The 22,775-nt window shown below is 71.7% G+C and carries 20 protein-coding genes; 9 read left to right on the top strand and 11 right to left on the bottom strand.

Annotated features, from left to right (window positions below):
* Positions 1 to 65: 65 nt before the first annotated feature.
* The 4 genes from DEI93_RS01700 to DEI93_RS01685 all read right to left on the bottom strand — a co-directional run bounded on the left by DEI93_RS01700 (position 66) and on the right by DEI93_RS01685 (position 4,860).
* Positions 66 to 320 carry an ABC transporter permease gene (locus DEI93_RS01700; protein ID WP_111009783.1) on the bottom strand — a complete coding sequence of 85 codons (255 nt, stop codon included), beginning with the start codon at positions 318 to 320 and terminating at the stop codon, positions 66 to 68.
* Positions 317 to 958, bottom strand: a complete 642-nt coding sequence (locus tag DEI93_RS01695; RefSeq protein ID WP_258372278.1) for a DUF308 domain-containing protein — start codon at positions 956 to 958, stop codon at positions 317 to 319. Before DEI93_RS01695 ends, DEI93_RS01700 begins: the two co-directional genes overlap by 4 nt.
* A gap of 152 nt (positions 959 to 1,110) precedes the next feature.
* Entirely contained in the window at positions 1,111 to 3,054 is a 1,944-nt protein-coding gene (locus DEI93_RS01690; RefSeq protein WP_146244440.1) for an L-type lectin family protein, read from the bottom strand.
* Between the two features lie 153 nt (positions 3,055 to 3,207).
* A complete protein-coding gene (locus tag DEI93_RS01685) occupies positions 3,208 to 4,860 on the bottom strand; it encodes a glycoside hydrolase family 13 protein (RefSeq protein ID WP_111120105.1) in 1,653 nt (550 codons plus the stop codon).
* Between the two features lie 211 nt (positions 4,861 to 5,071).
* On the opposite strand from DEI93_RS01685, the gene DEI93_RS01680 reads away from it, so the two are divergent.
* The 4 genes from DEI93_RS01680 (at position 5,072) to DEI93_RS01665 (ending at position 8,384) form a co-directional block, all read left to right on the top strand.
* Complete coding sequence (locus tag DEI93_RS01680; RefSeq protein ID WP_111009786.1) at positions 5,072 to 5,581, top strand: MarR family winged helix-turn-helix transcriptional regulator; 510 nt, start codon at positions 5,072 to 5,074, stop codon at positions 5,579 to 5,581.
* A 110-nt stretch (positions 5,582 to 5,691) separates the two neighbouring features.
* The gene (locus DEI93_RS01675) at positions 5,692 to 6,216 is read left to right on the top strand and encodes a Dps family protein (protein WP_111009787.1); all 525 of its coding nucleotides are present in this window, start codon (positions 5,692 to 5,694) and stop codon (positions 6,214 to 6,216) included.
* Between the two features lie 159 nt (positions 6,217 to 6,375).
* Entirely contained in the window at positions 6,376 to 7,176 is an 801-nt protein-coding gene (locus DEI93_RS01670) for an SDR family NAD(P)-dependent oxidoreductase (RefSeq protein WP_111009788.1), read from the top strand.
* Positions 7,177 to 7,190: 14 nt separating this feature from the next.
* Positions 7,191 to 8,384 carry an NAD(P)/FAD-dependent oxidoreductase gene (locus DEI93_RS01665; RefSeq protein WP_111120104.1) on the top strand — a complete coding sequence of 398 codons (1,194 nt, stop codon included), beginning with the start codon at positions 7,191 to 7,193 and terminating at the stop codon, positions 8,382 to 8,384.
* 28 nt (positions 8,385 to 8,412) lie between these two features.
* Here DEI93_RS01665 and DEI93_RS01660 read toward each other — a convergent pair whose 3' ends face one another.
* Together DEI93_RS01660 and DEI93_RS01655 are read right to left on the bottom strand one after the other, a co-directional pair.
* Positions 8,413 to 9,504: an alpha/beta fold hydrolase gene (locus DEI93_RS01660; protein WP_146244439.1), complete on the bottom strand. Its 1,092-nt coding sequence runs from the start codon at positions 9,502 to 9,504 to the stop codon at positions 8,413 to 8,415.
* Positions 9,505 to 9,628: 124 nt separating this feature from the next.
* The gene (locus DEI93_RS01655) at positions 9,629 to 10,498 is read right to left on the bottom strand and encodes an SMP-30/gluconolactonase/LRE family protein (RefSeq protein ID WP_111120102.1); all 870 of its coding nucleotides are present in this window, start codon (positions 10,496 to 10,498) and stop codon (positions 9,629 to 9,631) included.
* 264 nt (positions 10,499 to 10,762) lie between these two features.
* Between DEI93_RS01655 and DEI93_RS01650 the strand changes: the two genes are divergently transcribed.
* On the top strand, positions 10,763 to 10,906 hold the full coding sequence (locus tag DEI93_RS01650; RefSeq protein ID WP_181436079.1) for a hypothetical protein: 144 nt from the start codon (positions 10,763 to 10,765) through the stop codon (positions 10,904 to 10,906).
* 21 nt (positions 10,907 to 10,927) lie between these two features.
* On the opposite strand, the gene DEI93_RS01645 is transcribed toward DEI93_RS01650, so the two are convergent.
* On the bottom strand, positions 10,928 to 12,094 hold the full coding sequence (locus DEI93_RS01645) for an RtcB family protein (RefSeq protein WP_111009793.1): 1,167 nt from the start codon (positions 12,092 to 12,094) through the stop codon (positions 10,928 to 10,930).
* A gap of 447 nt (positions 12,095 to 12,541) precedes the next feature.
* Here DEI93_RS01645 and DEI93_RS01640 point away from each other — a divergent pair, with 447 nt between their 5' ends.
* Together DEI93_RS01640 and DEI93_RS01635 are read left to right on the top strand one after the other, a co-directional pair.
* A complete protein-coding gene (locus tag DEI93_RS01640) occupies positions 12,542 to 14,359 on the top strand; it encodes a glycoside hydrolase family 15 protein (RefSeq protein WP_111120101.1) in 1,818 nt (605 codons plus the stop codon).
* The gene (locus tag DEI93_RS01635; protein ID WP_111120100.1) at positions 14,356 to 14,994 is read left to right on the top strand and encodes a DnaJ family domain-containing protein; all 639 of its coding nucleotides are present in this window, start codon (positions 14,356 to 14,358) and stop codon (positions 14,992 to 14,994) included. The genes DEI93_RS01640 and DEI93_RS01635 overlap by 4 nt, the downstream gene beginning before the upstream one ends.
* A 6-nt stretch (positions 14,995 to 15,000) precedes the next feature.
* Here the strand turns inward: DEI93_RS01635 and DEI93_RS01630 are convergent, their stop codons facing one another.
* A complete protein-coding gene (locus tag DEI93_RS01630) occupies positions 15,001 to 16,011 on the bottom strand; it encodes an aldo/keto reductase family protein (protein ID WP_111009796.1) in 1,011 nt (336 codons plus the stop codon).
* A gap of 163 nt (positions 16,012 to 16,174) precedes the next feature.
* Between DEI93_RS01630 and DEI93_RS01625 the strand changes: the two genes are divergently transcribed.
* Both DEI93_RS01625 and DEI93_RS01620 read left to right on the top strand, forming a co-directional pair.
* Positions 16,175 to 18,625, top strand: a complete 2,451-nt coding sequence (locus DEI93_RS01625; RefSeq protein WP_111120099.1) for a phosphoketolase family protein — start codon at positions 16,175 to 16,177, stop codon at positions 18,623 to 18,625.
* Positions 18,626 to 18,636: 11 nt separating this feature from the next.
* The gene (locus tag DEI93_RS01620; protein ID WP_220037435.1) at positions 18,637 to 18,924 is read left to right on the top strand and encodes a DUF3253 domain-containing protein; all 288 of its coding nucleotides are present in this window, start codon (positions 18,637 to 18,639) and stop codon (positions 18,922 to 18,924) included.
* Between the two features lie 369 nt (positions 18,925 to 19,293).
* Here DEI93_RS01620 and DEI93_RS01615 read toward each other — a convergent pair whose 3' ends face one another.
* From DEI93_RS01615 to rarD, 3 genes are all read right to left on the bottom strand, one after another.
* On the bottom strand, positions 19,294 to 20,094 hold the full coding sequence (locus DEI93_RS01615; protein WP_111120098.1) for an SDR family oxidoreductase: 801 nt from the start codon (positions 20,092 to 20,094) through the stop codon (positions 19,294 to 19,296).
* A gap of 98 nt (positions 20,095 to 20,192) precedes the next feature.
* Positions 20,193 to 21,533 carry an ABC transporter substrate-binding protein gene (locus tag DEI93_RS01610; protein ID WP_111120097.1) on the bottom strand — a complete coding sequence of 447 codons (1,341 nt, stop codon included), beginning with the start codon at positions 21,531 to 21,533 and terminating at the stop codon, positions 20,193 to 20,195.
* Positions 21,534 to 21,789: 256 nt separating this feature from the next.
* Positions 21,790 to 22,752, bottom strand: coding sequence for an EamA family transporter RarD (gene rarD, locus DEI93_RS01605; protein WP_258372277.1), 963 nt, complete (start codon positions 22,750 to 22,752; stop codon positions 21,790 to 21,792).
* Positions 22,753 to 22,775 lie beyond the last annotated feature (23 nt).

Here is a 22,775-nt window from a genome sequence, read left to right as displayed (position 1 = left end):
GCGACGGGAGGTCCGGGTCGCCCTGCTGGGGGCTGCGCGCGTGGACGGACTCGCGTCGGTCGTGGTCAGTGGTGGTCGTCGCCCTCGTCCTTCCGGTGTCCGCCGAGCATGTCGTTGTCGTCCTGCTCACTCGTGGCCGCCAGCTGCAACATCGCCAGCACGACGATGACGACGATGAACGCGATGCAGAGGAACACCGCCGCGAGTTCGGGCTGACGGGTGGACATCAGGACGACGAGTCCGACGAACACCGCGACGATCGCCGAGATCGCGAGGAGTTCGACCGGGCGGAGCCGGTCGCGGCGGCTTGGGGTGGTCATGCGTGTGGTGCTCCGTTCGGGGCCGACGGCGCGGGTGCCGAGGTCCCCCACTTGTGCGAGAGGGCGGCGATCACGTGGAAGACCGCCGTCAGGGCCAGGTACGCGCCGAGCAGGCCGACGAGGATGATCGACGAGTCGAGCGTGCCGCTGACGTGCTCGATGCCGCCGAGGTCCTTGGAGTAGTCCGGAGGCGTCAGCAGGAACGCGATCGCCAGCAGGACCGTGAGGCCCCCGACGGTCATCCAGTCGCGGGCGAAGGGCGACGTACGCCGCGCGAGGACGCCCTGCAGGAGTTCGATGCCCCCGGTGACGACCGCGAACGCGGTGACGACCGCGAGGAACGCCGGGAGTCCCGCAGACGGGAGGAACAGCGCGACGACGCCGGCGGCGACGGTCACCGCAGCCTGCACGACGGCGAGGCGACGGGACCGGGGGTCGTCGAGTCGGCGCAGGCTGCCGACGCCGAGCAGGGCGCCCTCGACGATCGCGAAGGCGCCGAACAGCACCAGCCCGAGCGAGGTGGCGTGGTTCGACGAGAACGTGATCACCATCGCCACGACCGCGGCGGGCAGTGCCCGGGACAACGGGACCGTCCAGTACCGGGCACGCTGCGCGGCGTCGTCCACGGTGTCGGACACGGAATCCCTCTCTTGGGCAGGCTGATCGTACGGTCAATGGTACCGCCGGGCCGATGCGGGCCCGTCCGGCCGGCGGCGTCGCGGCTGAGGATGCTCGAACCGCGAACGCGCGCCGCCGACCCCCCGGGCCGACGGCGCGCGACACGGACCGGTCAGGCCGTGGGGTCCTCCTGTCGCTCGAGCTCACGTCGGCGACGGACCGAGCGGACGCCCAGGCCGGTGACGACCGCGATCGCCGCGACCAGGACCGCAGCAGCCGTGCCCACGGTTCCGGTGAAGGCGAGCCGGGCCGGGTGCGCTCCGACGGCGACCGGTGTCGCAGAGGCCGAGGGTCGTGGCGTCGCGGTCGGGTGCTCACCGCCGTGGGGCGGGGTGGTCGGTGTCACGACGGGCGGTTCGATCGTGCCGATCGGTCCGGGCAGCGGCACGGGGTCCGACGGGTCGCCGTCGTCCGGGTCGTCGGGCGAGGTGGCGATCGCGACGTTGAGGACGTCGGCGCCGTCGCCGCGGTACGCGGCGTCGAGTTGGGCGTCGAAGCGGAACCGGTGCCGTTCGCCCGGTGCGATCGTGACCGCCGAGGAGCACGTCACGTGCTGACCGTCGGCGCGACAGCCGTCCTCGGACCCCACGAAGCGCACGGGCTCCGGCAGGTCGTCGACCGCACCGACCCGGCGCGCGTCGGACGGTCCGCCGTTGACCGCGGTGATCGTGTACCGGAACACGCCCCCGGGCAGCAGCTCGACGTCCCCGGGCAGGAGGTCGGCGGCCTTCTCGGTGCGCAGCGCGGCGTCGGTCCCGATCGCGGCCCGGACCGTCGACGCGTTGTTCGCCGTGTTCGTGTCGGCGCGCGATGGTGGCGTGGTGATCCGTGCCGCGCTCGCGATCTGCCCCGTGGCGTCCGCAGCGAGGTCGCCCTCGATCGTCCAGGTGACCGTGGCCCCCGGGTCGATGTCGGCCGTCGTCGCGATCTCCGGACCGGCGCCGGACCCCGCACCGCACGCGGCACCGGCCGTGGCGGCGCACGTCCAGCGGACGTCGTGCAGTTCGGTCGGCGTCGCGATCACCACGTCGTTGCGCGCGGAGCCGTTCCGCCCCCGGTTCGTCGCGGTCGCCGTGTACCGGACGTGCGTGCCCGCGACGACGCGCTCCGGCATCTCCTGCGTGATGCCGACGTCGGTCGGGATGGACACGGTCAGGTCGTCGACCTCGTGGGCGTTGGTCGAGTTCCCGGTCGAGGCGGTGAACCCCAGGCGCAACGTGTCCGGGAGCGGCGCCTGTCCGTCACCCTCGAGCGCCACCTGGTCGATCACGGTCCGCATCCGGGTACCCGGTCCGGAGTCGGACCGCACCGTGAGTGCGAGGACCCCGTCGGCGGCCGGCAGCAACGTGACGTGCACCGTCCGTTCGTCGGACCGGGACTGCGTCCCCACTCCACCGTCGGGGCCGACCGCGCCGCGGAGGAACCGGTAGCCGTCCGTGCCGTTCCCCGAGCCGCGGAGCACGACGTGGTCGGGCTGGGGACCGGGACCGGACCCGTTGAACGGGCGTGAGAAGTTGCCGCGCAGGTCGAACCCGACGCCGACGAACGCCCCGGGCATGCCGGCGACGTCGCAGGTGCCGTAGTGGCCCGAGTCGTCGTAGCAGCTGTACCCGAGCGCCGCGCCGGGTCGCCCGACCCCCGGCGCGACGGCACCGTCCGACAGCGACATGAGCAGGCCGTCCGCCCCGGTGCCGCCGTGCATCGCGTACCGGAACTCGATCTCGAGCCCGAGGTCCGACGCGAACACGTCGTCGGTGGCCCAGGAGCCGGCCTCGCTCCGCGCGGCGTCCGTCAGTCGCAGCCAGCCGTCCCCGACCTCGGCGTCGCCGGACAGCGTCCCGCCGTCGGCCGAGTCGAAGTCGGTGTGGAACGGGAACGCGAGCTCGGCTGCGTGGGCGGTCGTCACGGGGACCATGGCCCCGGCGCTCAGCGCGGAGAGCGCCAGGGCTCCGCAGGCGATGCGCCGCAGTCGCCGCAGCGCCGCGGCGCGGGGTGCGGCGCCCGGCGTCCCGGGTCGTGCTGGTGTCGGTGGATGTGCTCGTGGTGCTGATGTCATGCCGCCCATGCTGGGGACCGGAGTCGCTCCCCCGAGGCAGGAGCGGCACGGTTGTGGAGGCCGCGCCCGGGCCTCCCGGCTGTGGACGGCGGACCGACGGACCGACGGACTGACGGGCCGCCCACCGCACGCAGTGGACGGTCCGCCGTCAGCTCACGCGGTGAGCCACACCGTGCTCTCGCCAGGCAACAGCCCGTCCTCGATCGGGCACGACGCCACGGCGACGGCGCCCTCGGGCAGCGGCACGGGATCGGTGCCGAAGTTCGTGACCGAGCGCCATCCGTCGGCGCGCGCGAACCCGACCACCCGGTCCGGTGTCTCGAGCCACGTCAGGTCCTCGCCGCCGCGGTGCGTCCGACGGAACGCGAGCGCCGCGCGGTACAGCTCCAACGTGCTGCCGTCGACGCCGTCCTCGGCCTCGACGCTCCACGTCCCGAAGTCGGCGGGCTGCGGCAGGTGGGCCCCGTCCGACCCGAACCCGAACGAGGAGCCGGACCGGGTCCACGGGATCGGCACGCGGCAGCCGTCACGGCCCTTGTCCGTGTGCTCCGAGCGCGCCCACTTCGGGTCCTGCAGGCGGTCGTGCGGGATGTCCGCGACCTCGTGGAGGCCGAGCTCCTCGCCCTGGTACACGTACGCGGACCCGGGCAGCGCGAGCACGAGGAGGGACGCGGCACGGGCACGACGGAGCCCGCGGTCGCGGTCGAGCACCGGCTCCCTGCCGTCGCTCATGAGCCAGGCGCCCGAGTCCGCCCCGTCCGGGAGCCCGTACCGCGTGGCGTGCCGCACGACGTCGTGGTTCGACAGCACCCAGGTGCTCGAGGCCCCGGACTGGCTCGCCTGCGCGAGGTTCTCGTCGATGATCGCGCGGAAGGCCTCGGGGTCGAACGGGGCCTCGAGCAGGTCGAAGTTGAACGCCTGCCCGAGTTCCGTCGGTCGGGCGTAGAGCACACGACGGCGGGCGGGTACCCACGCCTCGGCGATCGCGCTCCGCGGCGGGTCGTACTCGTCGAGCACCCGTCGCCAGGACCCGAGGATCTCGTGCACCTCGTCGCGGTCGTAGAGCGGGTCGCTGCCGTCGAGGGGCAGGTGGTCCTGGTCGCTCGGCCGGAACGGCTCCGACAGGTCCTTGGCCATGCCGTGCGCGACGTCGACCCGGAAGCCGTCGACGCCGCGGTCCGACCAGAAGCGGAGCGTCTGCTCGAAGTCGGCGCGGACCTCCGGGTTCGACCAGTCGAGGTCGGGCTGCTCCCGCGCGAACAGGTGCAGGTACCACTGGCCGTCGGCGATCCGCGTCCACGCGGAGCCGCCGAAGTTCGAGACCCAGTCGGACGCCGGCTCCGCGCCGTCGGGACCGGAGCCGTCGCGGAACACGTAGCGGGCCCGGGCGGCGGAGCCCCGCGGGGACTCGAGTGCCTCCTGGAACCACACGTGCAGGTCGGAGGTGTGGTTCGGGACGACGTCGACGATGATCCGGATCCCGGCGGCGTGCGCGGCCGCGACCAGGGCGTCGAAGTCGGCGAGCGTCCCGAGCTTCGGGTCGACGTCGCGGTAGTCGGCCACGTCGTAGCCGCCGTCGGCGAGGGCGGACGGGTAGAACGGGCTGAGCCAGATCGCGTCGACGCCGAGCTCCCGCAGGTACGGCACCCGGTCGGTCACCCCGGCGATGTCACCGACGCCGTCGCCGTCGACGTCGGCGAAGCTCCGTGGGTACACCTGGTAGACGACGGCTTGGCGCCACCAGTCCGGGTCGTGGAGGGACGGGGTCGGCTGGTCGGTCCCGGGGACCGGTGGCTGGGTGGACACGGAAGCGTCGTTCCTCTCGCGGCGGGTTCGGTGCGTCCGTCACGGTACGCGGCGGTGGCTCGGAGGGATCGCGGACCCGAGGGAGGCCCGCATCCCGAGCTGGCCGTTGCCCGCCACGCCCAGCCACTGCGCGCACCACCGCCCGAGTGGTTCCTGTACGTCCCGGCGTTCGCTAGCCGGTCTAGCAAGTAGGCAGGTTAGGGTGGTGTGCATGAGCACGCAGGAGGTCACCGAGCCGTCCGGGTACTGGTACCCCGACGACGATGCGACCCAGCGGGGCGTCGACGTGCTGAACGCCCTGCGCCGCTACCGCGGGGCCGAGACGGCGATGCGTCGCCGGACCCGTGACGCGATGGGCATGGGTGAGACGGACCTCCTGGCCGTCCGGTTCCTGCTGCAGGCGCAGCGGGCGGACCGCACCATCAGCCCGAAGGACCTCGCCGCCTACCTCAAGATCTCGTCGGCATCGACGACGATCCTGGTCGACCGCCTCGTCAGGAGCGGCCACGTCCGGCGTGAGCCGCACCCGACCGACCGTCGTGCACTCGTCATCGTCCCGACGACCAACACGGACACCGAGGTCCGCGCGACGCTCGGTCGCATGCACCGGCGGATGATGCACATCGCGGAGTCCCTCACGGCGGACGAGGCCCGGGTCGTCATGACCTTCCTCGAGGACGTCCGTGCGGCGGTCGACATGGTCGACCCGCACGAGGACTGACCGCCCGGCCGACCGGTCACGGGGGACGCTTGTCCGGACGTCGGCTGAGCGTCGACCATGCCGCACCGGGTAGACCGGGAACCGTCACCGAACCTCGGAACGGAGCCATCATGCACGCATCGGACAAGCTCGCCGGCAATCTCCAGAAGGTCCTCGTGGACCTCATCGACCTGCACGTCCAGGGCAAGCAGGCCCACTGGAACGTGCTCGGACACAACTTCCGGGACCTCCACCTCCAGCTCGACGAGATCGTCACGGAGGCACGTGAGTTCTCCGACACCGTGGCGGAGCGCATGCGCGCCCTCTACGCCACGCCCGACGGTCGCTCGAAGACCGTCGGCGCCACCTCGAGCCTCGACGAGTTCCCGGAAGGCGAGGTCTCGACCCACGACGTCGTCGACATGATCACCCTGCGCCTCTACCAGGCCGTGGGGACCATGCGCGACGTGCACGACGAGGTCGACGAGGAAGACCCGTCGACCGCGGACATCCTGCACGCGATCATCGACCGCCTCGAGCAGCTCGCCTGGATGGTCAGCGCCGAGAACCGCACGCCGAAGCAGACGCTGTCGGCGGCGACGACCGCTCCGAACGCCGAGAGCGTCGAGAGCGCGCAGTCGACCAGCCTGAGCTGAGCCGACCCCTCTCCGGGTCACCCGCGCATCCGGGCCACCCGCCCATCCGGGCCACCCGCCCATCCGGGCCACGGCGCACCGGCGACCGGCCGCGGCGGCATCCGCCGACGCGGCCGTCGTCGTGCGCGCACGCAGAACGACAGACAGGAGCACCACCCCATGGACCTCGGCATCTCGGGCCGCATCGCGCTCGTCTTCGGCGCGGACTCCGGCATCGGCTGGCAGACGGCCAAGCTCCTGCTCAGCGAGGGCGCCACCGTCGTGATCACCGACCTCGACCAAGCCGCCCTCGACGACTCGGCCGCGAAGCTCGAGGCCCACCCGGGCCGGCTCTTCGCGTTCGCCGCGGACGTCACCGACAGCGCGAGCCTCACCCGCCTCCACGACCAGGTCCGCGAGTCCGTCGGCGTGATCGACATCCTCGTGCAGTCCTCGGGGGTCACGGGCGCCCAGGGCATGTTCCACGAGATCGACGAGCAGGGTTGGCTGTCGACCATCGACATCGATCTCATGGGCCCGGTGCGGATCACGCGCGAGTTCATCGGTGACCTGCGCGACGGTGGCTGGGGCCGGATCGTCTACGTGACGAGCGAGGACGCCCTCCAGCCCTACGACGACGAGCTGCCGTACTGCGCGGCGAAGGCCGGCGTGCTCTCGTTCGCCAAGGGACTGTCCCGGAGCTACGCGAAGGAGGGGCTGCTCGTCAACACGGTCTCCCCCGCCTTCATCCACACCCCGATGACGGACGCCATGATGACGAAGCGGGCCGAGCAGACGGGCCAGGGCTTCGACGAGGCCATCGAGTCGTTCCTCGACGAGGAGCGCCCCTACCTCGAGCTGCACCGCCGCGGCGAGCCCGACGAGGTCGCGAGCGTCATCGCGTTCCTCTGCAGCGACCGCGCCTCGTTCGTGAACGGGTCCAACTACCGGGTCGACGCCGGCTCGGTCGCCACCATCTGACCGGGAGACACACGATGACCGACCACCGCTACCTCGTGATCGGCGGGGGCATGGTCGCCGACGCCGCCGCCAAGGGCATCCGCGAGATCGACGAGCAGGGCTCGATCGGCATCCTCAGCACCGACGTGGACACCCCCTACGCCCGCCCCGCGCTGTCGAAGAAACTCTGGACCGATCCGGACTTCAGCTGGGACAAGGTCGACCTGCACACGGCCGACGCGACCGGCGCCGAGATCCACCTGCGCACGACGGTGGTCGCGATCGACCGTACGGCGAAGTCGGTGACGACCGATGACGGACAGCGGTTCGGGTACGAGCGGCTGCTCATCGCGACCGGCGGAACACCCACGCCGCTGCCGATCGAGCACGACGACCGCGTGATCGACTACCGGAGCGCCGAGGACTACCGACGACTGCGGGGGTTCGCGGACCAGCACGCCCACGTCATCGTCGTCGGCGGCTCGTACATCGGCACGGAACTCGCCGCGGCGCTCGTGCAGAACGGCGCGACCGTGACGCTCGTGCACCCCGACGACGTGCTCGGCGGCTCCATGTTCCCGGCGGACCTGGCGGCGGCGTTCGAGCGCCGGTACCGCGACGCCGGTGTCGATCTCGTCGGCGGCCGCAAGGTCACCGACGGGCGCGGGACCGACGACGGCGTGATCGTCACGCTCGACGACGGCCGCGAGCTCCGCGCCGACGCGGTCGTCTCCGGGCTCGGGATCTCGCCGAACGTCGACCTGGCACGGGATGCGGGCCTCCCGGTCGATGACGGCGTCGTCGTCTCGGCGACGCTCGTGACGGAGGACCCGGACGTCTTCGCCGCGGGCGACGTGGCCGAGTACCCGGACCTGGTCCTCGGCCGCCGCCGCGTCGAGCACGTCGACAACGCGCAGGAACAGGGCCGGCAGGCGGGCCGGAACCTCGCGGGTGCCGACGAGCCGTACACCCACACCCCCTACTACTACTCGAACGTGTTCGACATCGGGTACGAGGCCGTCGGCCGCGTCCAGGCGACGCTCCGCACGGTCGAGGACTGGGCGGCCCCGCTCGAACAGGGCGTCGTGTACTACCTCGACGGGGACGTGACCCGCGGCGTGCTCCTGTGGAACGTGCAGGGGCAGCGCGACGCGGCGCGCCAGGTGCTCGCCGAGGCGGAAGCGCTCACCCCCGACATGCTGCCGGGCCGGATCCCCACCGGGGGCTGAGCCGGGAGGCCCAGCCTCCGTCCGTCGCTCAGGCCGCGTCCTCGACGCGTTCGGGCCCACGGACCGGTGTCGACCGCTCGTCGCCGTCGGCGCGGCGCTCGGCGCCGTCCTCCGACCCCGCGGCGAGCTCGCCGTCCGCGATCACCTGCTCGGCGTCGCCGACCGGTTCGTCGTCGTGGGCGGTGGCGCGAGCGTGCTCGGTCTTCCCGGCCGCGAGCAGGTCGTCCCCGCGGACCATGCCGACGAGTTCACGGAGGCGCGCGACGAGGACGTGCCACGCCTCCGCAGGGCGCAGTCGGTCGAGGTCCGACGTCGTCGTGTCCGCCACTGCGGTGAGCGACGCCACGCCGCGGTCCGGCAGGTCCCCGCGCACGTGCGCCACGGCGAGCGCCGCGACGACGTCCGCCTGCGCGTGCACGACAGAGTGGCCGCCGCCCGTGACCTCACGGAGGACCGCGTACGGGAACACGCGCCCGAGCCGCCGCACCCAGTCGCGCGGGACGAGGGCGTCGTGCTCACCGCGGACGACGAGCACCCGGGCCTGCACGGCGTCCGCCCGACGCTCGATCGGGTACGCGAGCATGCTGGGCAGGACCGCTCGGAACCAGTGCCAGCCGCACAACGCGTACGCGGTGAGGGCGTGCCAGCGGATCGCGGCCGGCTCGTGGACGACCGAGCGGGCGAACCGCACCATCGACTCGCTCACCGTGCGCGCAGCGCTGTCGACCACCGGGCTGATCAGGACGACGTCGCCGAGGTCGGGCCGGCGGGCCGCCACCTCCGTGACGACCTGCGCCCCCATCGAATGCCCGACGAGGACCGGGTCGACGAGCCCGAGCGCGTCGATGACGGCCTCGACCGCGTCGGCGTACCGCTCGATCGAGACGGTCCCGCGGAACCGTCGGACCCCGGCGAACCCGGGCAGGTCGAGGGCGTGCACCGGGCCGAACGCGTTGAGGTTCGAGGCGAGCCGCTCGCGGTGGGTCGCCGCGACGCCGAGGCCCGCGACGAGCACGAACGCACGGTCCCCGGGGGCGCCGATCGTGCTCACGCGGACGGTGGTGCCGTCGACCGGGACGCGACTGACGGTGGCGGTGGCGTTCGGCAGGGCGTCGGACACGTGGACCTCCGGGTGCTCGCTCGGGCGGATGACCGACGATAACGGCCGCACCCCCGAACGGGTGGCGCGACGGGCCGGGAGGCGCGGGATGCGGCCGTCCCGTCCCTCCCGTCACCCCGCGCGGTCAGCCCGCGAAGCGGTGGGCCGGGATCCCGTGCACCCGCGTCGGCACCGCGAGGACGGCGCCGGAGAGCGGCGCCTGCTCGAGCTGCTCCTCCGTGAGGTTCTCGCGAGCGGTGCCGATGAACAGCGTGCTCATGTCCACGCCCCCGAACGCGACCGAGGTGACGTTCGGGGCGGGCAGGTCGACGACCTCCAGGCGTTCGCCGTCGGGCGAGTAGCGCTCCACGCGCCCCTCGCCGTAGATCGCGCCCCAGAAGCAGCCCTCGTCGTCGCGCACCAGGCCGTCGTGCGCGGCACCACCGACGAAGGGCTCCAGGTCGCCGAGTTCGCCGTCCGGGCCGTAGGAGCCGCGGAAGATCGTGGAGACCGCGGTGTCCGTGACGTACATGACGCTGCCGTCGGCCGACCACTCCATCCCGTTCGTCGTGCCGAACCCGCCTCGGAGCACGCGTACGGTGCCGTCCGGGTCGATCGCGTAGAGGGCCGCGTCGCCGTCGCCCTGGAGGTCCATGCTCCCCACGAGGAACCGGCCGAAGGGATCGCATTTGCCCTCGTTGAACCGCATGTCCGGTTTGGCGTGCTCGACGGTCGCGAGCTCACGGTCGATGGCACCGTCGCCGTTGGTCAGGACCACGCGGTCCCCGAGCGCCGCGACGAACCCTCCGGAGGCACGGGGCTGGAACGACGCGAGCGGCGGCGGCAGCGGGACCGAGGACACCACGACGCCGTCCGCGGTCGCGGTGTGCAGGGTGCCGAGCGGGATGTCGGTCCAGTGCAGGCGCTGGCCGTCCGGGTCCCAGACGATGCTCTCGACGAGCGCTGCCTTCGCATCGGTGAACGCGCGGACGGGACCGGTCGTGGCGGTGGACATGCACCCCGGTCTACCCGGGCCGCGCTGAGGACGCACCCCGGACGTGACGCGTGCTCCATACTCATCCCGTGGATGCGCAGCGCGAGTCGGAGACCGAGCGACTCGTGGTGTTCACCGACGCGGTCGCGGCGATCGCGATCACGCTGCTCGTGCTGCCGCTCGTCGACATCGTGCCCGAGGCCGCGCACCGGGACGGCGACGTCGGCGCGCTACCTGACCGACCGCGAGCGCACCGCCGCCCGCCAGCAGCTCCTCGGCTCGGCCGTGAGCGCCGGCCTGTTGCTCCTGGCCGCCGTGGTGGGGAGCCTCGTGCCCGCCGTCAACTTCTTCGCGCTCCTGCTGCTGTTCGCTTCCGGGCCGGTCGAGCGGGTGCTCCGCCGACGCTGGACGAGCGCCACGCCGGGGTGACCCGGCGCGGCGCTCGGGGCGTCAGTCGCCCTTGACGTTGACGAGCTGCCGCAGCGTGTGACGGATCGTCACGAGGTCGGCGGCGTCCGCCATCACCTGGTCGATCGGCTTGTAGGCCGCCGGGATCTCGTCGAGGAACGCATCCGTGTCCCGGAACTCGATCCCCGCCATCGCCGCGCGGAGCTGCTCGTGTGTGAAGGTGCGCCGAGCCGCGGACCGCGAGTAGGACCTCCCGGCTCCGTGCGGTGACGACGCGAGCGACTGCGCGTTGCCGCGCCCCTCGACCACGTACGAGGCCGTGCCCATGGACCCCGGCACGAGTCCGAGCTGCCCCTCGCGCGCCGAGATCGCACCCTTCCGCGACACCCACACGTCCTTGCCCCAGTGCCGCTCCTGCTGCGTGAAGTTGTGGTGGCAGTTGATGCGCTCCTGCTCGTCCACCACCACCCCCATGACCTCGCTGAGCTGGCGGACGACGCGGTCCATCATCTCCTCGCGGTTGAGCAGGGCGTAGTGCTGCGCCCACCGGAGCTCGGCGATGTACCGGTCGAACTCCGGCGTCCCCTCGACCAGGTACGCGAGGTCGGCATCGGGCAGCTGGATCCACCAGCGCTCCATGAGCCGCTTCGCGACCGCGATGTGCCGCTGGGCGATCTTGTTGCCGACACCACGGCTGCCCGAGTGCAGGAACAGCCAGACGCGGTCGGTCTCGTCGACGCTCACCTCGATGAAGTGGTTGCCGCTCCCGAGCGTGCCGAGCTGCTCGCGCCATCCCCCGAGCGCTCGCGCGGGGTCGAACCCCGCGGCGTCGGCGAGCGCCTCGAGCTCCGCGATGCGGGGCGCGGCCGTCGCGACGACCTTCCGGTTCGCGGCCCCGGCCGACAGCGGGACCGCCCGCTCGATCTGCTCGCGGAGCGGGCGCAGGTCGGTCGGCAGGTCGGCGCGGTCGAACTGGGTCCGGACGGCGATCATGCCGCAGCCGATGTCCACGCCGACGGCGGCGGGCATGACCGCGCGGAGCGTCGGGATGACGGAGCCCACGGTCGCGCCGAGCCCCAGGTGCGCGTCGGGCATGAGCGCCACGTGCGGGAACACGAAGGGCATCGCGGCCGTGGTCCGTGCCTGCTGCTCGGTCGTCTCCTCGAGGAGACTCGCCCACGAGAGCAATCGGTCGTTGATCTTCTGCATCGTTCCGCCTTCCGTCGGATCGGGATGGTGACGGTCCGGGGCGGACCGGCACCGTCCCTCCCGACCGACACGGTGGTCGGTGACCGATCTGGTCGACGGGAGACGGGTGCGCAAGACGCCCTGGGCCGGGTGGGCACGGGCGTCGGAGGACGACCGTGCCTACACGGGATAGCTGCTGGTGGGCCGCTGCTCGAGCGCACGCCACATGAGCGGCACGAGCTGCTGCTCGTTCCGCTTCCGGGGCTGCTGTTCGACGCGCACGGCGGTCCTCCAGTCGGGCGCCCAGGGCGGGCACGGAGCACCGACCATAGTGCGACACGCCCGAGCTGCACAACCGCGACACGCCCGGGAGGCCCGGCGCGGGTCGCACAGGTCGGTGTGCGCCCGGGGACCTGAGGTGGGAACGGCAGCCGGACTGCTCGCAGTCGAGGGGAGCAGAGTAGGAGGATGCCCGAGCGCACCCCGGACACCCCGGACTCCTCCGACAACGCCGAACGCACCGACGGCTACGCCCCCCTCCGCTCCTACGCGGCCATCGGCGACGGCCGCACCGTGGCGCTCGTCGGCCGCGACGGCCGGATCGACTGGTTGCCGGTGCCGTCCATGGACTCCCCCGCTCCCTTCGCGAGCATCCTCGATGCCGAGCACGGCGGGCACATCGCGTTGAAGCCGACCGGCCCGGCGCACATGGAGCGCCGCTATCTGCCCGGCACGAACGTGCTCTGCACGACGTGGACCACCGCCGACGGCGAGGCCACGGTCACGGATGCCATGGCCACCGGCGTGGCCGGACGACTGCCCTGGGCCCAACTCGGGCGCTGCGTGCAGGGCGTCCGCGGGGCGGTCGAGTTCGAGTGGGCGGTCCAGCCGGGCACGCTCCTCGGGCAGGCCCGACCGGAACGACTCGACACGGTGAACGGCTCGATCGTGGCGGTGGACGGCGTGAGCATCGCCATCGTCGAGCTCGGGTTCGAGCCCGTGCACGAGGACGGCCCGCGGTTCTCCGGACGGTTCCGGACGTCCGAGGGCTCGAAGTCGATCCTGTCGGTCATCGGGACGCTCGACGAGCCGCTGTTCATCCCGGACCCGCACGAGACGATGCGCGGTGTCGACCGCACCATCCACAACTGGGAGACCTGGTCGAAGGAGTTCGCGTACGACGGCCCCTGGGCGGACGCCGTGCACCGCAGTGCCCTCGCGCTCAAGCTGCTCATCTTCGCGCCGACGGGGTCGATCGCAGCCGCGGCCACCACGTCGCTGCCCGAGGACGACCGCGGCGACAAGAACTGGGACTACCGGTTCGCCTGGGTGCGCGACCTCGCCTACTCGGTCCGCGCGCTGACGCGGTTCGGGCTCCGCGAGGAGACGCACGCCGCCGTCTCGTGGCTCATGCGGACCATCGCGGACAACGGCGACGGCATGCCGATCTTCTACCGGCTCTCCGGCGCGCGGTCGGACGGCGTCGTGGAACGTGACGTGCCCGGCTGGCGCGGCATCGGTCCGGTGACCGAGGGCAACCGTGCAGCGGACCAGCTCCAGCTCGGCGTCTGGGGCGACGTGTTCGACATCATGCGGCAGTACGTCGCGCAGGGGAACGTCCTCGACCGGCAGACGGCGCACGTGCTCGAACGGCTCGCGGACGAGGCCTGCCACAAGTGGGTCGAGGAGGACTCCGGGATGTGGGAGCTCCAGGAGGCCCACCACTACACGACGAGCAAGATCGGCTGCTGGCAGGCACTCGACGCGGCGATCGAACTGCACGACAAGGGGCAGATCGGCGGCCCGCGCGACAAGTGGGTGGAGAACCGCGAGCTCATCGAGCAGTGGGTGGCTGAGCACGGCTGGAACGAGGAACTCGGCCACTACGTCATGCACCCCGACACCGATGCCCTCGACGCGTCGATCCTGCTGCACGCCTCGTCGTCGTTCGACCGGGGACCGCGGATGTCCGCGACGATCGACGCGATCCGGGAGCAGCTGTCGGTCGGACCGCTCGTCTACCGCTACTCCGGGCTCGAGGACGAGGAGTCGCCGTTCGTGGCCTGCTCGTTCTGGCTCGCGTCGGCGTTGGCCTGCGTGGGACGTGACGGCGAAGCCAGGGCGCTCATGGACGACATGGTCGCGCAGGGGAACGACGTCGGGCTGTTCGCCGAGATGATCAGCGCCGACACGGGGGAGTTCATGGGGAACCTGCCGCAGGGCCTGTCCCACCTCGCGCTCATCAACGCGGCGATCACGATCGAGGAGATGGCCCGCGAAGGATGACGAACGACCCCGACGCCCGGATGGACCGGCTGCGGAAAGCGGCCCGGTACCGGTTCGCGCAGTACGCCGAGGAGCAGGCGCGCGAGACGGAGGCATCGGGCACGCCCGCATCGCGATCGCTCGACCCCGACGAGGTCCGTGCCGAGCGACGGCTCCGGGGTGCCCGGGACATGGTCGCGCACGCCAACGCGCTCATCGAGGAGGGTGACGAACGTGGGGTGTTCGAGCACAACCCGCTGCGCGGCAAGCCCCTGCCGGACAACGACGGCCGGCACGACCCCGACTGGTGGATCCGGCGCTACGTCGAACGCGAGGAGCTGACCGGCCTCGGACCGCCGGCGCTCGCCCTCCGGAAGGAGGACGCGGAACTCGACGCCCGGCTCGACGAGGAGTCGAGCGAGCGACGCGTCCGCGAGATCGTCGAGGACTTCGACGCGCGGGTCGTCGAGGCACGGCGGCAGCTCATGGGCGGCCCGCCGGTCGTCACGCGGGTCCGGGACGTCGACGTCGAGATCGAGCGGTGGCGCGACCGCCGGGAGGCCCGACACGCGGTCGAGCGCGCCGCAGCGGCCGAGCAGGCCGCCGCCGATGCGGAGGAACGGCAGCGGCGGCGTCGGTGGTGGCGCCGCCGCTGACCGCTCCTAGGCCTCGCGCGTCTTCGGCGAGCTGTCGTTCGTCTTCGCCGGGTCGCGCTCGACGACGTCGCCGAGGACCTCGTCGATGCGGGCGAGGGCTTCTGCCGGGATCCGGACACCGGCCGCGCCGGCGTTGTCGTGCACCTGCTCCGGACGGGACGCCCCGATGATGGCGGACGCGACGTTGTCGTTCTGCAGGGTCCACGCCACGGCGAGCTGCGCCATGGACAGGCTCAGCTCCTGCGCGATCGGCTGCAACTGCTGTACCCGCTCGAGCACGTCGTCGCGCATCCAGCGCGAGATCATCTGCGCGCCGCCCTTCTCGTCCGTCGCCCGCGATCCCTCGGGGAGCGGCTGGCCCGGTTGGTACTTGCCCGTCAGGACACCCTGGGCGATGGGCGACCAGACGATCTGCGAGATGCCGAGCTGCTCCGACGTGGGGACGACCTCGCCCTCGATCACGCGCCAGAGCATCGAGTACTGCGGCTGGTTCGAGATGAGCTGGACCCCGAGCTGCTTCGCGAGCGCGTGGCCCTTCTCGATCTGCTCGGAGGTCCACTCGGAGACGCCGATGTACAGGACCTTGCCCTGCCGGACGATGTCCGCGAAGGCCTGCATGGTCTCCTCGAGCGGGGTCTCGTGGTCGAAGCGGTGCGCCTGGTACAGGTCGACGTAGTCGGTCTGGAGCCGCTGCAGCGAACCGTCGATCGACTCGAGGATGTGCTTGCGCGACAGACCGGTGTCGTTGTGCCCCTTGGGCCCGGTCGGCCCGAAGACCTTCGTGGCGATCTCGAGGGACTGCCGCCGCTCGCCCTTCAGGGCCTCGCCGAGGACGGTCTCGGCGCCCGTGTTCGCGTACACGTCCGCGGTGTCGAAGGTCGAGATGCCCACGTCGAGCGCCGCCCGCACGCAGGCGATGGCCGCGTCGTTCTCGACCTGCGATGCGTGGGTGAGCCAGTTGCCGTAGGTGATCTCCGAGACCTTGAGTCCCGAGTCGCCGAGGTAGCGGTGTTCCATGTGTCGTTCCTCCCGGGCCGCGTCGGTGCGGCGCCGGGGTCGACGGTAGTCCCGACCCGGGACCGAGCGCACCGGCGTCTCCGGTCCTGTGGACGGGGGCGACCTGTGCACGTGCGTCCGGTCCTGTGGACGGTGACGCTCGAGCGCGCCTACGGTGGGGGCCATGTCGCACAGCGCCTCGACCTCTGACCGGCTCCTCGCGATCGACGCGTGGTGGCGCGCCGCGAACTACCTCACCGTCGGGCAGATCTACCTGCTCGACGACCCGCTGCTCACCCGCCCGCTCCGCCGCGAGGACATCAAGCCCCGGCTGCTCGGACACTGGGGCACCTCGCCCGCGCTGAGCCTCGTGTACGCACACCTCAACGCGCTCATCAGCGAGCGCGGACACGACGTGCTGTACGTGTGCGGGCCCGGGCACGGCGGTCCGGCGATGGACGCGAACGCGTGGCTCGACGGCACGTGGAGCGAGCTCTACCCCGGCATCACACCGGACGTCGACGGTCTCCGGCAGTTCTTCAAGCAGTTCTCGTTCCCGGGCGGCATCCCGTCCCACGCGGCCCCGGAGACGCCCGGCTCGATCAACGAGGGTGGGGAGCTCGGGTACTCGCTGTCGCACGCCTACGGCGCGGCCCTGGACAACCCCGACCTCGTGGTCGCCTGCGTCATCGGCGACGGTGAGGCCGAGACGGGTCCGCTCGCGGCGTCCTGGCAGGCACACACCTTCCTCGACCCGGTCAAGGACGGCGCGGTCCTGCCGATCCTCAACCTCAACGGCTACAAGATCGCCAACCCGACCGTGCTCGCTCGGATCCCGGACGAGGACCTCGTCGCCTTCTTCCGCGGGCTCGGGTACGCGCCGATCATCGTCGACTCGGCACGGGTCGACGACGACCCGTTCGCCGTGCACGCCCTGTTCGACGCCGCACTGCGACGTGCCTTCGGGCAGATCGAGGACCTCCAGGCCGCCGCACGCGGTGGCTCGGGCGCCGAGCGCCCGCGGTGGCCGCTCATCGTCCTCCGGACGCCGAAGGGCTGGACCGGACCGAAGGAGGTCGACGGCCAGCGGGTCGAGGGCACCTTCCGCGCGCACCAGGTCCCGCTGCCGGGTGTCCGCGAGTCCGACGACCACCGCCGGCAGCTCGAGGAGTGGATGCGCTCCTACCGCCCCGAGGAACTGTTCGACGAGCAGGGCCAGCCGATCGGGATCCTCGCCACGATCCGCCCCGAGGGCGACAAGCGCATGAGCGCGACCCCGCATGCGAACGGCGGCCGGCTCCGGGTGGCGCTCGACCTGCCCGACCTCGAGTCGTACGCCGTGGACGTCCCCGACGACCGCACGACGAACACGTCCGCCACCGGCACGCTCGGTCCGTGGCTCCGGGACCTCATCCGCCGCAACCCGTCGAACTTCCGGCTGTTCGGACCGGACGAGACGATCTCGAACAAGCTCGACGCCGTGTTCGAGACGACGGACCGCGTCTGGCGCGCGGAGCTCGAACCGGACGACGCACACCTCGCCCTCGAGGGCCGGGTGACCGAGGTCCTGTCCGAGCACACGCTCGAGGGGCTGCTCGAGGGCTACGTGCTCAGCGGCCGCCACGGCATGATCAACACGTACGAGGCGTTCGCGCACATCATCGACTCGATGGTCGGGCAGCACCTCAAGTGGCTCGAGTCGTCCGCGGACATCGACTGGCGCGTGCCGGTCTCGAACCTGACGATCCTGCTGTCCTCGCACGTGTGGCGACAGGACCACAACGGGTTCTCGCACCAGGACCCGGGGTTCCTCGACGTCGTCGCCTCGAAGCAGCAGGACCTCGTCCGCATCAAGTTCCCGCCGGACGCGAACTCGCTGCTGGCCGTCGCCCGACACGCGTTCGAGACCACCGAGCGCGTCGAGGTGATCGTCGCGGGCAAGAACCTCGAGCCCGACTGGCTCCCGATCGACGAGGCCGTCGCGCACGTCGCCGCGGGCGTCGGGGTCTGGCACTGGGCCGGCTCCGTCGCCGAGGGCGCCACGCCGAACCTCGTCATGGCCTCCGCCGGTGACGTCCCGACACTGGAGACCATCGCCGCGATCGACCTCATCCGAGCGAACGCGCCGGAGGTGGCGATCCGCATGGTGAACGTCGTGGACCTCCTCGCGCTCGGGGACCCGCGGAACCACGAGCACCCGATCAGCGACGACGACTACGACGCCCTGTTCCTGCCCGGCACGCCCGTGGTCTTCGCGTTCCACGGCTACCCCGCACTCGTCCACCAGATGACGTACAACCGGCACGGCCACGACGACATGCACGTGCACGGCTACATGGAGCGCGGCACCACGACCTCGCCGTTCGACATGGTCATGCTCAACGACATGGACCGCTTCGCGCTCGCCGCGGACGCCCTGTCCCACGTGGACGCCGACCGGTACGCCGGTCTCATGCAGGCCTGCCAGGAGGCCCGGGACGCGGCACGTCGGTTCGCCTACGAGCGCGGTGAGGACCACCCGGCGGTCGCCGGCTGGCAGTTCAACGGCTGGCCGCAGGACGACCCCGAGGGAGACCATCAGGGCGTCGCCGGCGGGGTGCAACAGGGTGCGGACTCGTCGGACGACAACCACTGAGGCGTGCAGTCGTGGGTGACGACCAGCGGACCGCCGGGGACGGCGTCCTGACCGACACCGATCACGCCCTCGAGGCGACGATCGCCCATCTGCTCGACACGCGCGCCGCCACGTCGAGCACCTGCCCGTCGGAGGCGGCACGGGCACTCGGCGGCGATGACTGGCGCAGCCTGATGGAGCCGACGCGGCAGGCCGCGCGCCGCATGGTCGCGCGCGGGGAGGTCGAGATCACCCAGCGCGGGTCCGTGATCGATCCCGACCACATCCACGGTCCGATCCGGATCCGCCGGCCGCGCTGACGCCGTTCCTCCCCATCGCCCTCCTTCGGCGATCGATCCGCGGCGTTCGAGCGCCGAGCGGCTCGCCAGCGGGCGGCTGACCTGGCCCACCGCGACCAGTGGTGGACGCGGTGGGCGTGGATCGTGGAACACGCGTTCTCATCGCACCCAGACGATCAACGAGCGGCGATGGTCGTCTTGAACCTGTTGGTGACGTTGCCGTGGTCGACGGCGGACGACCCTCGGACGGCGGTCGTGATCGGCCAGGGACCTGTCGCCGAGGAGTCGGAGGAACCGCCGTGATCGACCCCGTCGACGTCCGCAGCGTGAGGCCGCACGGGCGGCGCGCGCCGACAGCAGGCCGGCTCCGCCGCCCAGTGCGGAGGCGACTCAGGCCTGACGCCAGTCGTCCGACTGCAGGTGCGACCCGGCCTGCGGCCCCATCTGGAGCATGCCCCCGTCCACCGCGTACGAGGCACCGGTCACGTACGACGCGAGCGGCGACGCCAGGAACGCGACGACCGCGGCGATCTCGCGCGCATCTCCAGGGCGTCCGAGCGGGACCCCCGGCCGGTCGATGGGGTGCGGGTCGGTGTCCTCGTTGCCCGTCATCTGCGTCGCGATCTCGCCGGGCGCCACGGCGTTCACGGTGATCCCGTGGCGCCCGAGCTCGAGCGCCACCGTCTTGAGCAGGCCTCCGAGGCCGTGCTTCGCGGCGTCGTACGCGGCGGACCCGACGCGCGGCTGGTGCTCGTGCACGCTCGTGATGCCGATGATGCGACCGCCACGACCGGCCTCGACCATGCGTCGGGCCGCGTGCTGGATGCACACGAAGGCGCCGTCGAGGTCCGTCGCGACGGTGTGCCGCCACTGGTCGAGGGTCATCTCGAGGAACGGTGCGTTGTCGCCGGTGCCGGCATCGTTGACGAACACGTCCACGCCGCCGAGTTCCTCCGCGAGTCGGTCGATGACCTGCCCGCAGCGCTGCAGGTCCGTCACGTCGATCTGCATGACGACCGCGCGGCGTCCGTGGGTGCGGACCTCGGCGGCGGTGTCCTCCGCGCCGCGGATGTCCTCGAGGTACGTGATGCCGACGTCCATCCCGGCCTCGGCGAGCGCCACCGCGGTGGCCCTCCCGATCCCCGACTCGGCTCCGGTGACGATGGCGGTGGTGGGCTGGAAGTCACTCATGCCGCGGACGGTACCCCCAGCCGCCGGACGGTGCATCCAGCGACGACGCAGGGCGGCCCCGGTGCCCCGGGACCGCCCTGCGATCAGACGGACGTGACCTACTTGGTCGAGCCCTGGATGGCGCTCTGGTAGACCGGCTTGTTGTCCTGGTCGTACTTGTAGATGCCGATGTAGGCGCTCGATGGGTCGTTGTCGGTGTTGAACGGCCCGACGCCGGACGGTCCGGTGTACTGGATCTTCGTGCCGGCGTCGACGAGCTTCTTGCAGTCGGCGAAGGTCGAGCACTTCGTCCCGCCCTTGGCACCGGAGACCGAGGCCATGTGCGCCTGGATCGTACCGGCGTCTGTGCCCTTGCCCTCCTCTGCCGCGAGCGCGGTGAGCACCATGGCGTCGTACGACTCGGCGGCGTAGGCGAAGTCGTGGAGGTCATTGCCCTCGTTCGTCTTGTACCACGTCGTCAACTTCGTCTTGAACGCGGCCTTCGGGTCCGACCCGGGGATCGTGCCCTGACCGTTGAGGAGCGTCTTCGGGTCGAAGTCCTTCGAGTAGTCCGCGGTGTTGCCGTCGGACATGTAGGTCTTCGACATGTCCCAGCCCTGCGAGACGAGCTCGGGCACGATCGACTTCGTCTCGTCGAACGAGAGGATGACGATCGCGTCCGGCTTGGCGGCCAGCGCGGCGGTCACCTCGGACGAGAACGTCGTCTGTCCGGGCGGGAACTCCTGCCCCTTGCCCTTCCCGCCGTAGACCACGCTGCCGCCCGCGGCCTCGACGGCCTTCTGCACGGTGTTCCGCAAGCCGGTGCCGTAGGCGTCGTTGAAGACGAGGAACGCGATCTTGGCGTTGCCGTCGCCGACGACGAGCTGTCCGAGCGCGGAGCCCTGCACCGTGTCCGGCGGCGCGGTCCGGTAGTAGTACGACGAGTAGCCGGACAGGTCGGTCGCCGTGTTCGCCGGCGAGATCTCGATCGTGCAGTTGCTCGTGATCTGGTCGACCACGTTCAGGGTCACGGATGACGACTCGGCGCCGAGGACCACGGGGACCTTGGCCGCGATGAGCTTCTGGGCCGCGGACGACGACACCGTCATGTCGGTGCTGTCACCCGAGTCGGTGGCGGTCGAGATCTTCACGTCCTTGCCGATGACACCGCCAGCGGCGTTGATGTCATCGATCGCGAGTCCTGCACCGGCGATGGCGGGCGGCCCGAGGTAGGCGAGGCTGCCGGTCAGGGGCAGCAGCGTGCCGTACTCCAACGCGTCCTGGCTGGGCTTCGACGGCGCCTTGCAGCTGGCCGCCGGGTCCTTGCCCGACGACGACGACGCCGACGCCGCACCGGATGCGCCACCACTGCCGGCGCTCTCCGTCGAACACGCGGCGAGCAGGATGGCGGCTGCTCCCGCGATCGCGAACGCCTTGGCGGCGCTGCTGGTTCTGATCATCCGTGATGCCCTTTCTCTGAGCGGCCGCGACCGCTTCGATCGTCGAGCAGCTGTGCGTCCGCTGGGATGCGAGCAAACGTAGGGTTCGATTGTTTCGGCCGTGTGGCGGTCTCGTCAGGGTGGTGTTTCGTTGCTGAACCGTGACCGAACCTGTGGGAACGAACGGGAACGGCGATGCAGACCCAGCGGGTGCACAGTGCCGGCGCTGCTCGCGCTCGGCTCGGAGGCCCGTCGGAGCGTCAGCCTGTCGGCGCGCTCAGATCACGGGGTCGACGCGGACAGGGTCGCCGACCGAGCGCCGGGCTCGGCGCCCGGCGAGCAGACCGTCGGTCGACAGGACGACGAGCGCCACCCAGACCAGCGCGAACCCGACCCACCGCTCCGGCGACATCGGCTCGTGCTGCAGCCAGACGCCGACCACGAGCTGGAGGACCGGGGTCAGGTACTGCGTCAGGCCGAGCGTCGACAGACTGAGCCGGCGTGCGGACGACGCGAACAGCAGCAGCGGCACCGCGGTCGCCGGCCCAGCCGCGATGGTGATGAGCGCGTGCACCCAGCCGTTCGCCGTGAGGGTGATCCCGCCACGGGACAGGGTGGCGACGACGACGAGGCCGATCACCGCGACGGGGGTCAGCCACATGGTCTCGATGGTGAGGCCACTGACCGCGTCGACGACGCCGCTCACGCGCTTCTTGACGAGCCCGTAGAGCCCGAACGAGAACGCGAGGGCGAGCGAGATCCACGGCATCCGGCCGTACCCGACGGCCACGATCACCACCGCCACGACGCTGATGCCGACCGCCGCCCACTGTGCGGCGCGGAGGCGTTCCCCCAGCAGCACGACGCCGAGGAAGATCGTCACGAGCGGGTTGATGAAGTACCCCAGTGCCGCCTCGACGGTGTGACCGGTGGTCGTGGCGACGACGTACACGGTCCAGTTGACGACGATGAGGAACGCGGCGAGCGCCATCACGCCCATGACCCGCGGTTGTCGGAGCAGCGCGACCAGGCGACCCCACGCGCGGAGCACCGCCGTCAGGACGGCGCAGAACACCAGTGCGAAGAGGATCCGCCACGCGACGATCTCGGTGGCTCCCGCCGGTGCCATGGCCACGAACAGCAGCGGCATGAGGCCCCAGAGTCCGTACGCGGCCAGGGCCTGGACGACGCCGACGGCCGCTTCCGATCGGGGTTCGGCGGACGCGGGTCGTGCTGGCACGCGTCCGATCCTAGGCACCGACG

Origin of the sequence: Curtobacterium sp. MCBD17_035 (assembly GCF_003234815.2) — a bacterium.
Lineage (GTDB): Bacteria > Actinomycetota > Actinomycetes > Actinomycetales > Microbacteriaceae > Curtobacterium.
Note: the sequence above shows the minus strand (reverse complement) of the source record. Positions and strands in the feature narration are given on the sequence as shown.

Excerpts from the sequence above, each read along its gene's own strand:
- DEI93_RS01655 (WP_111120102.1), bottom strand. The coding sequence starts at position 10,498 with ATGTCCACCGCCACGACCGGTCCCGTCCGCGCGTTCACCGATGCGAAG.
- DEI93_RS01630 (WP_111009796.1), bottom strand. The coding sequence starts at position 16,011 with ATGGAACACCGCTACCTCGGCGACTCGGGACTCAAGGTCTCGGAGATC.
- DEI93_RS01625 (WP_111120099.1), top strand. The coding sequence starts at position 16,175 with ATGTCGCACAGCGCCTCGACCTCTGACCGGCTCCTCGCGATCGACGCG.
- DEI93_RS01615 (WP_111120098.1), bottom strand. The coding sequence starts at position 20,094 with ATGAGTGACTTCCAGCCCACCACCGCCATCGTCACCGGAGCCGAGTCG.
- DEI93_RS01635 (WP_111120100.1), top strand. The coding sequence starts at position 14,356 with ATGACGAACGACCCCGACGCCCGGATGGACCGGCTGCGGAAAGCGGCC.
- DEI93_RS01610 (WP_111120097.1), bottom strand. The coding sequence starts at position 21,533 with ATGATCAGAACCAGCAGCGCCGCCAAGGCGTTCGCGATCGCGGGAGCA.
- DEI93_RS01645 (WP_111009793.1), bottom strand. The coding sequence starts at position 12,094 with ATGCAGAAGATCAACGACCGATTGCTCTCGTGGGCGAGTCTCCTCGAG.
- DEI93_RS01670 (WP_111009788.1), top strand. The coding sequence starts at position 6,376 with ATGGACCTCGGCATCTCGGGCCGCATCGCGCTCGTCTTCGGCGCGGAC.
- DEI93_RS01690 (WP_146244440.1), bottom strand. The coding sequence starts at position 3,054 with ATGACATCAGCACCACGAGCACATCCACCGACACCAGCACGACCCGGG.
- DEI93_RS01700 (WP_111009783.1), bottom strand. The coding sequence starts at position 320 with ATGACCACCCCAAGCCGCCGCGACCGGCTCCGCCCGGTCGAACTCCTC.
- DEI93_RS01640 (WP_111120101.1), top strand. The coding sequence starts at position 12,542 with ATGCCCGAGCGCACCCCGGACACCCCGGACTCCTCCGACAACGCCGAA.
- DEI93_RS01665 (WP_111120104.1), top strand. The coding sequence starts at position 7,191 with ATGACCGACCACCGCTACCTCGTGATCGGCGGGGGCATGGTCGCCGAC.
- DEI93_RS01680 (WP_111009786.1), top strand. The coding sequence starts at position 5,072 with ATGAGCACGCAGGAGGTCACCGAGCCGTCCGGGTACTGGTACCCCGAC.
- DEI93_RS01675 (WP_111009787.1), top strand. The coding sequence starts at position 5,692 with ATGCACGCATCGGACAAGCTCGCCGGCAATCTCCAGAAGGTCCTCGTG.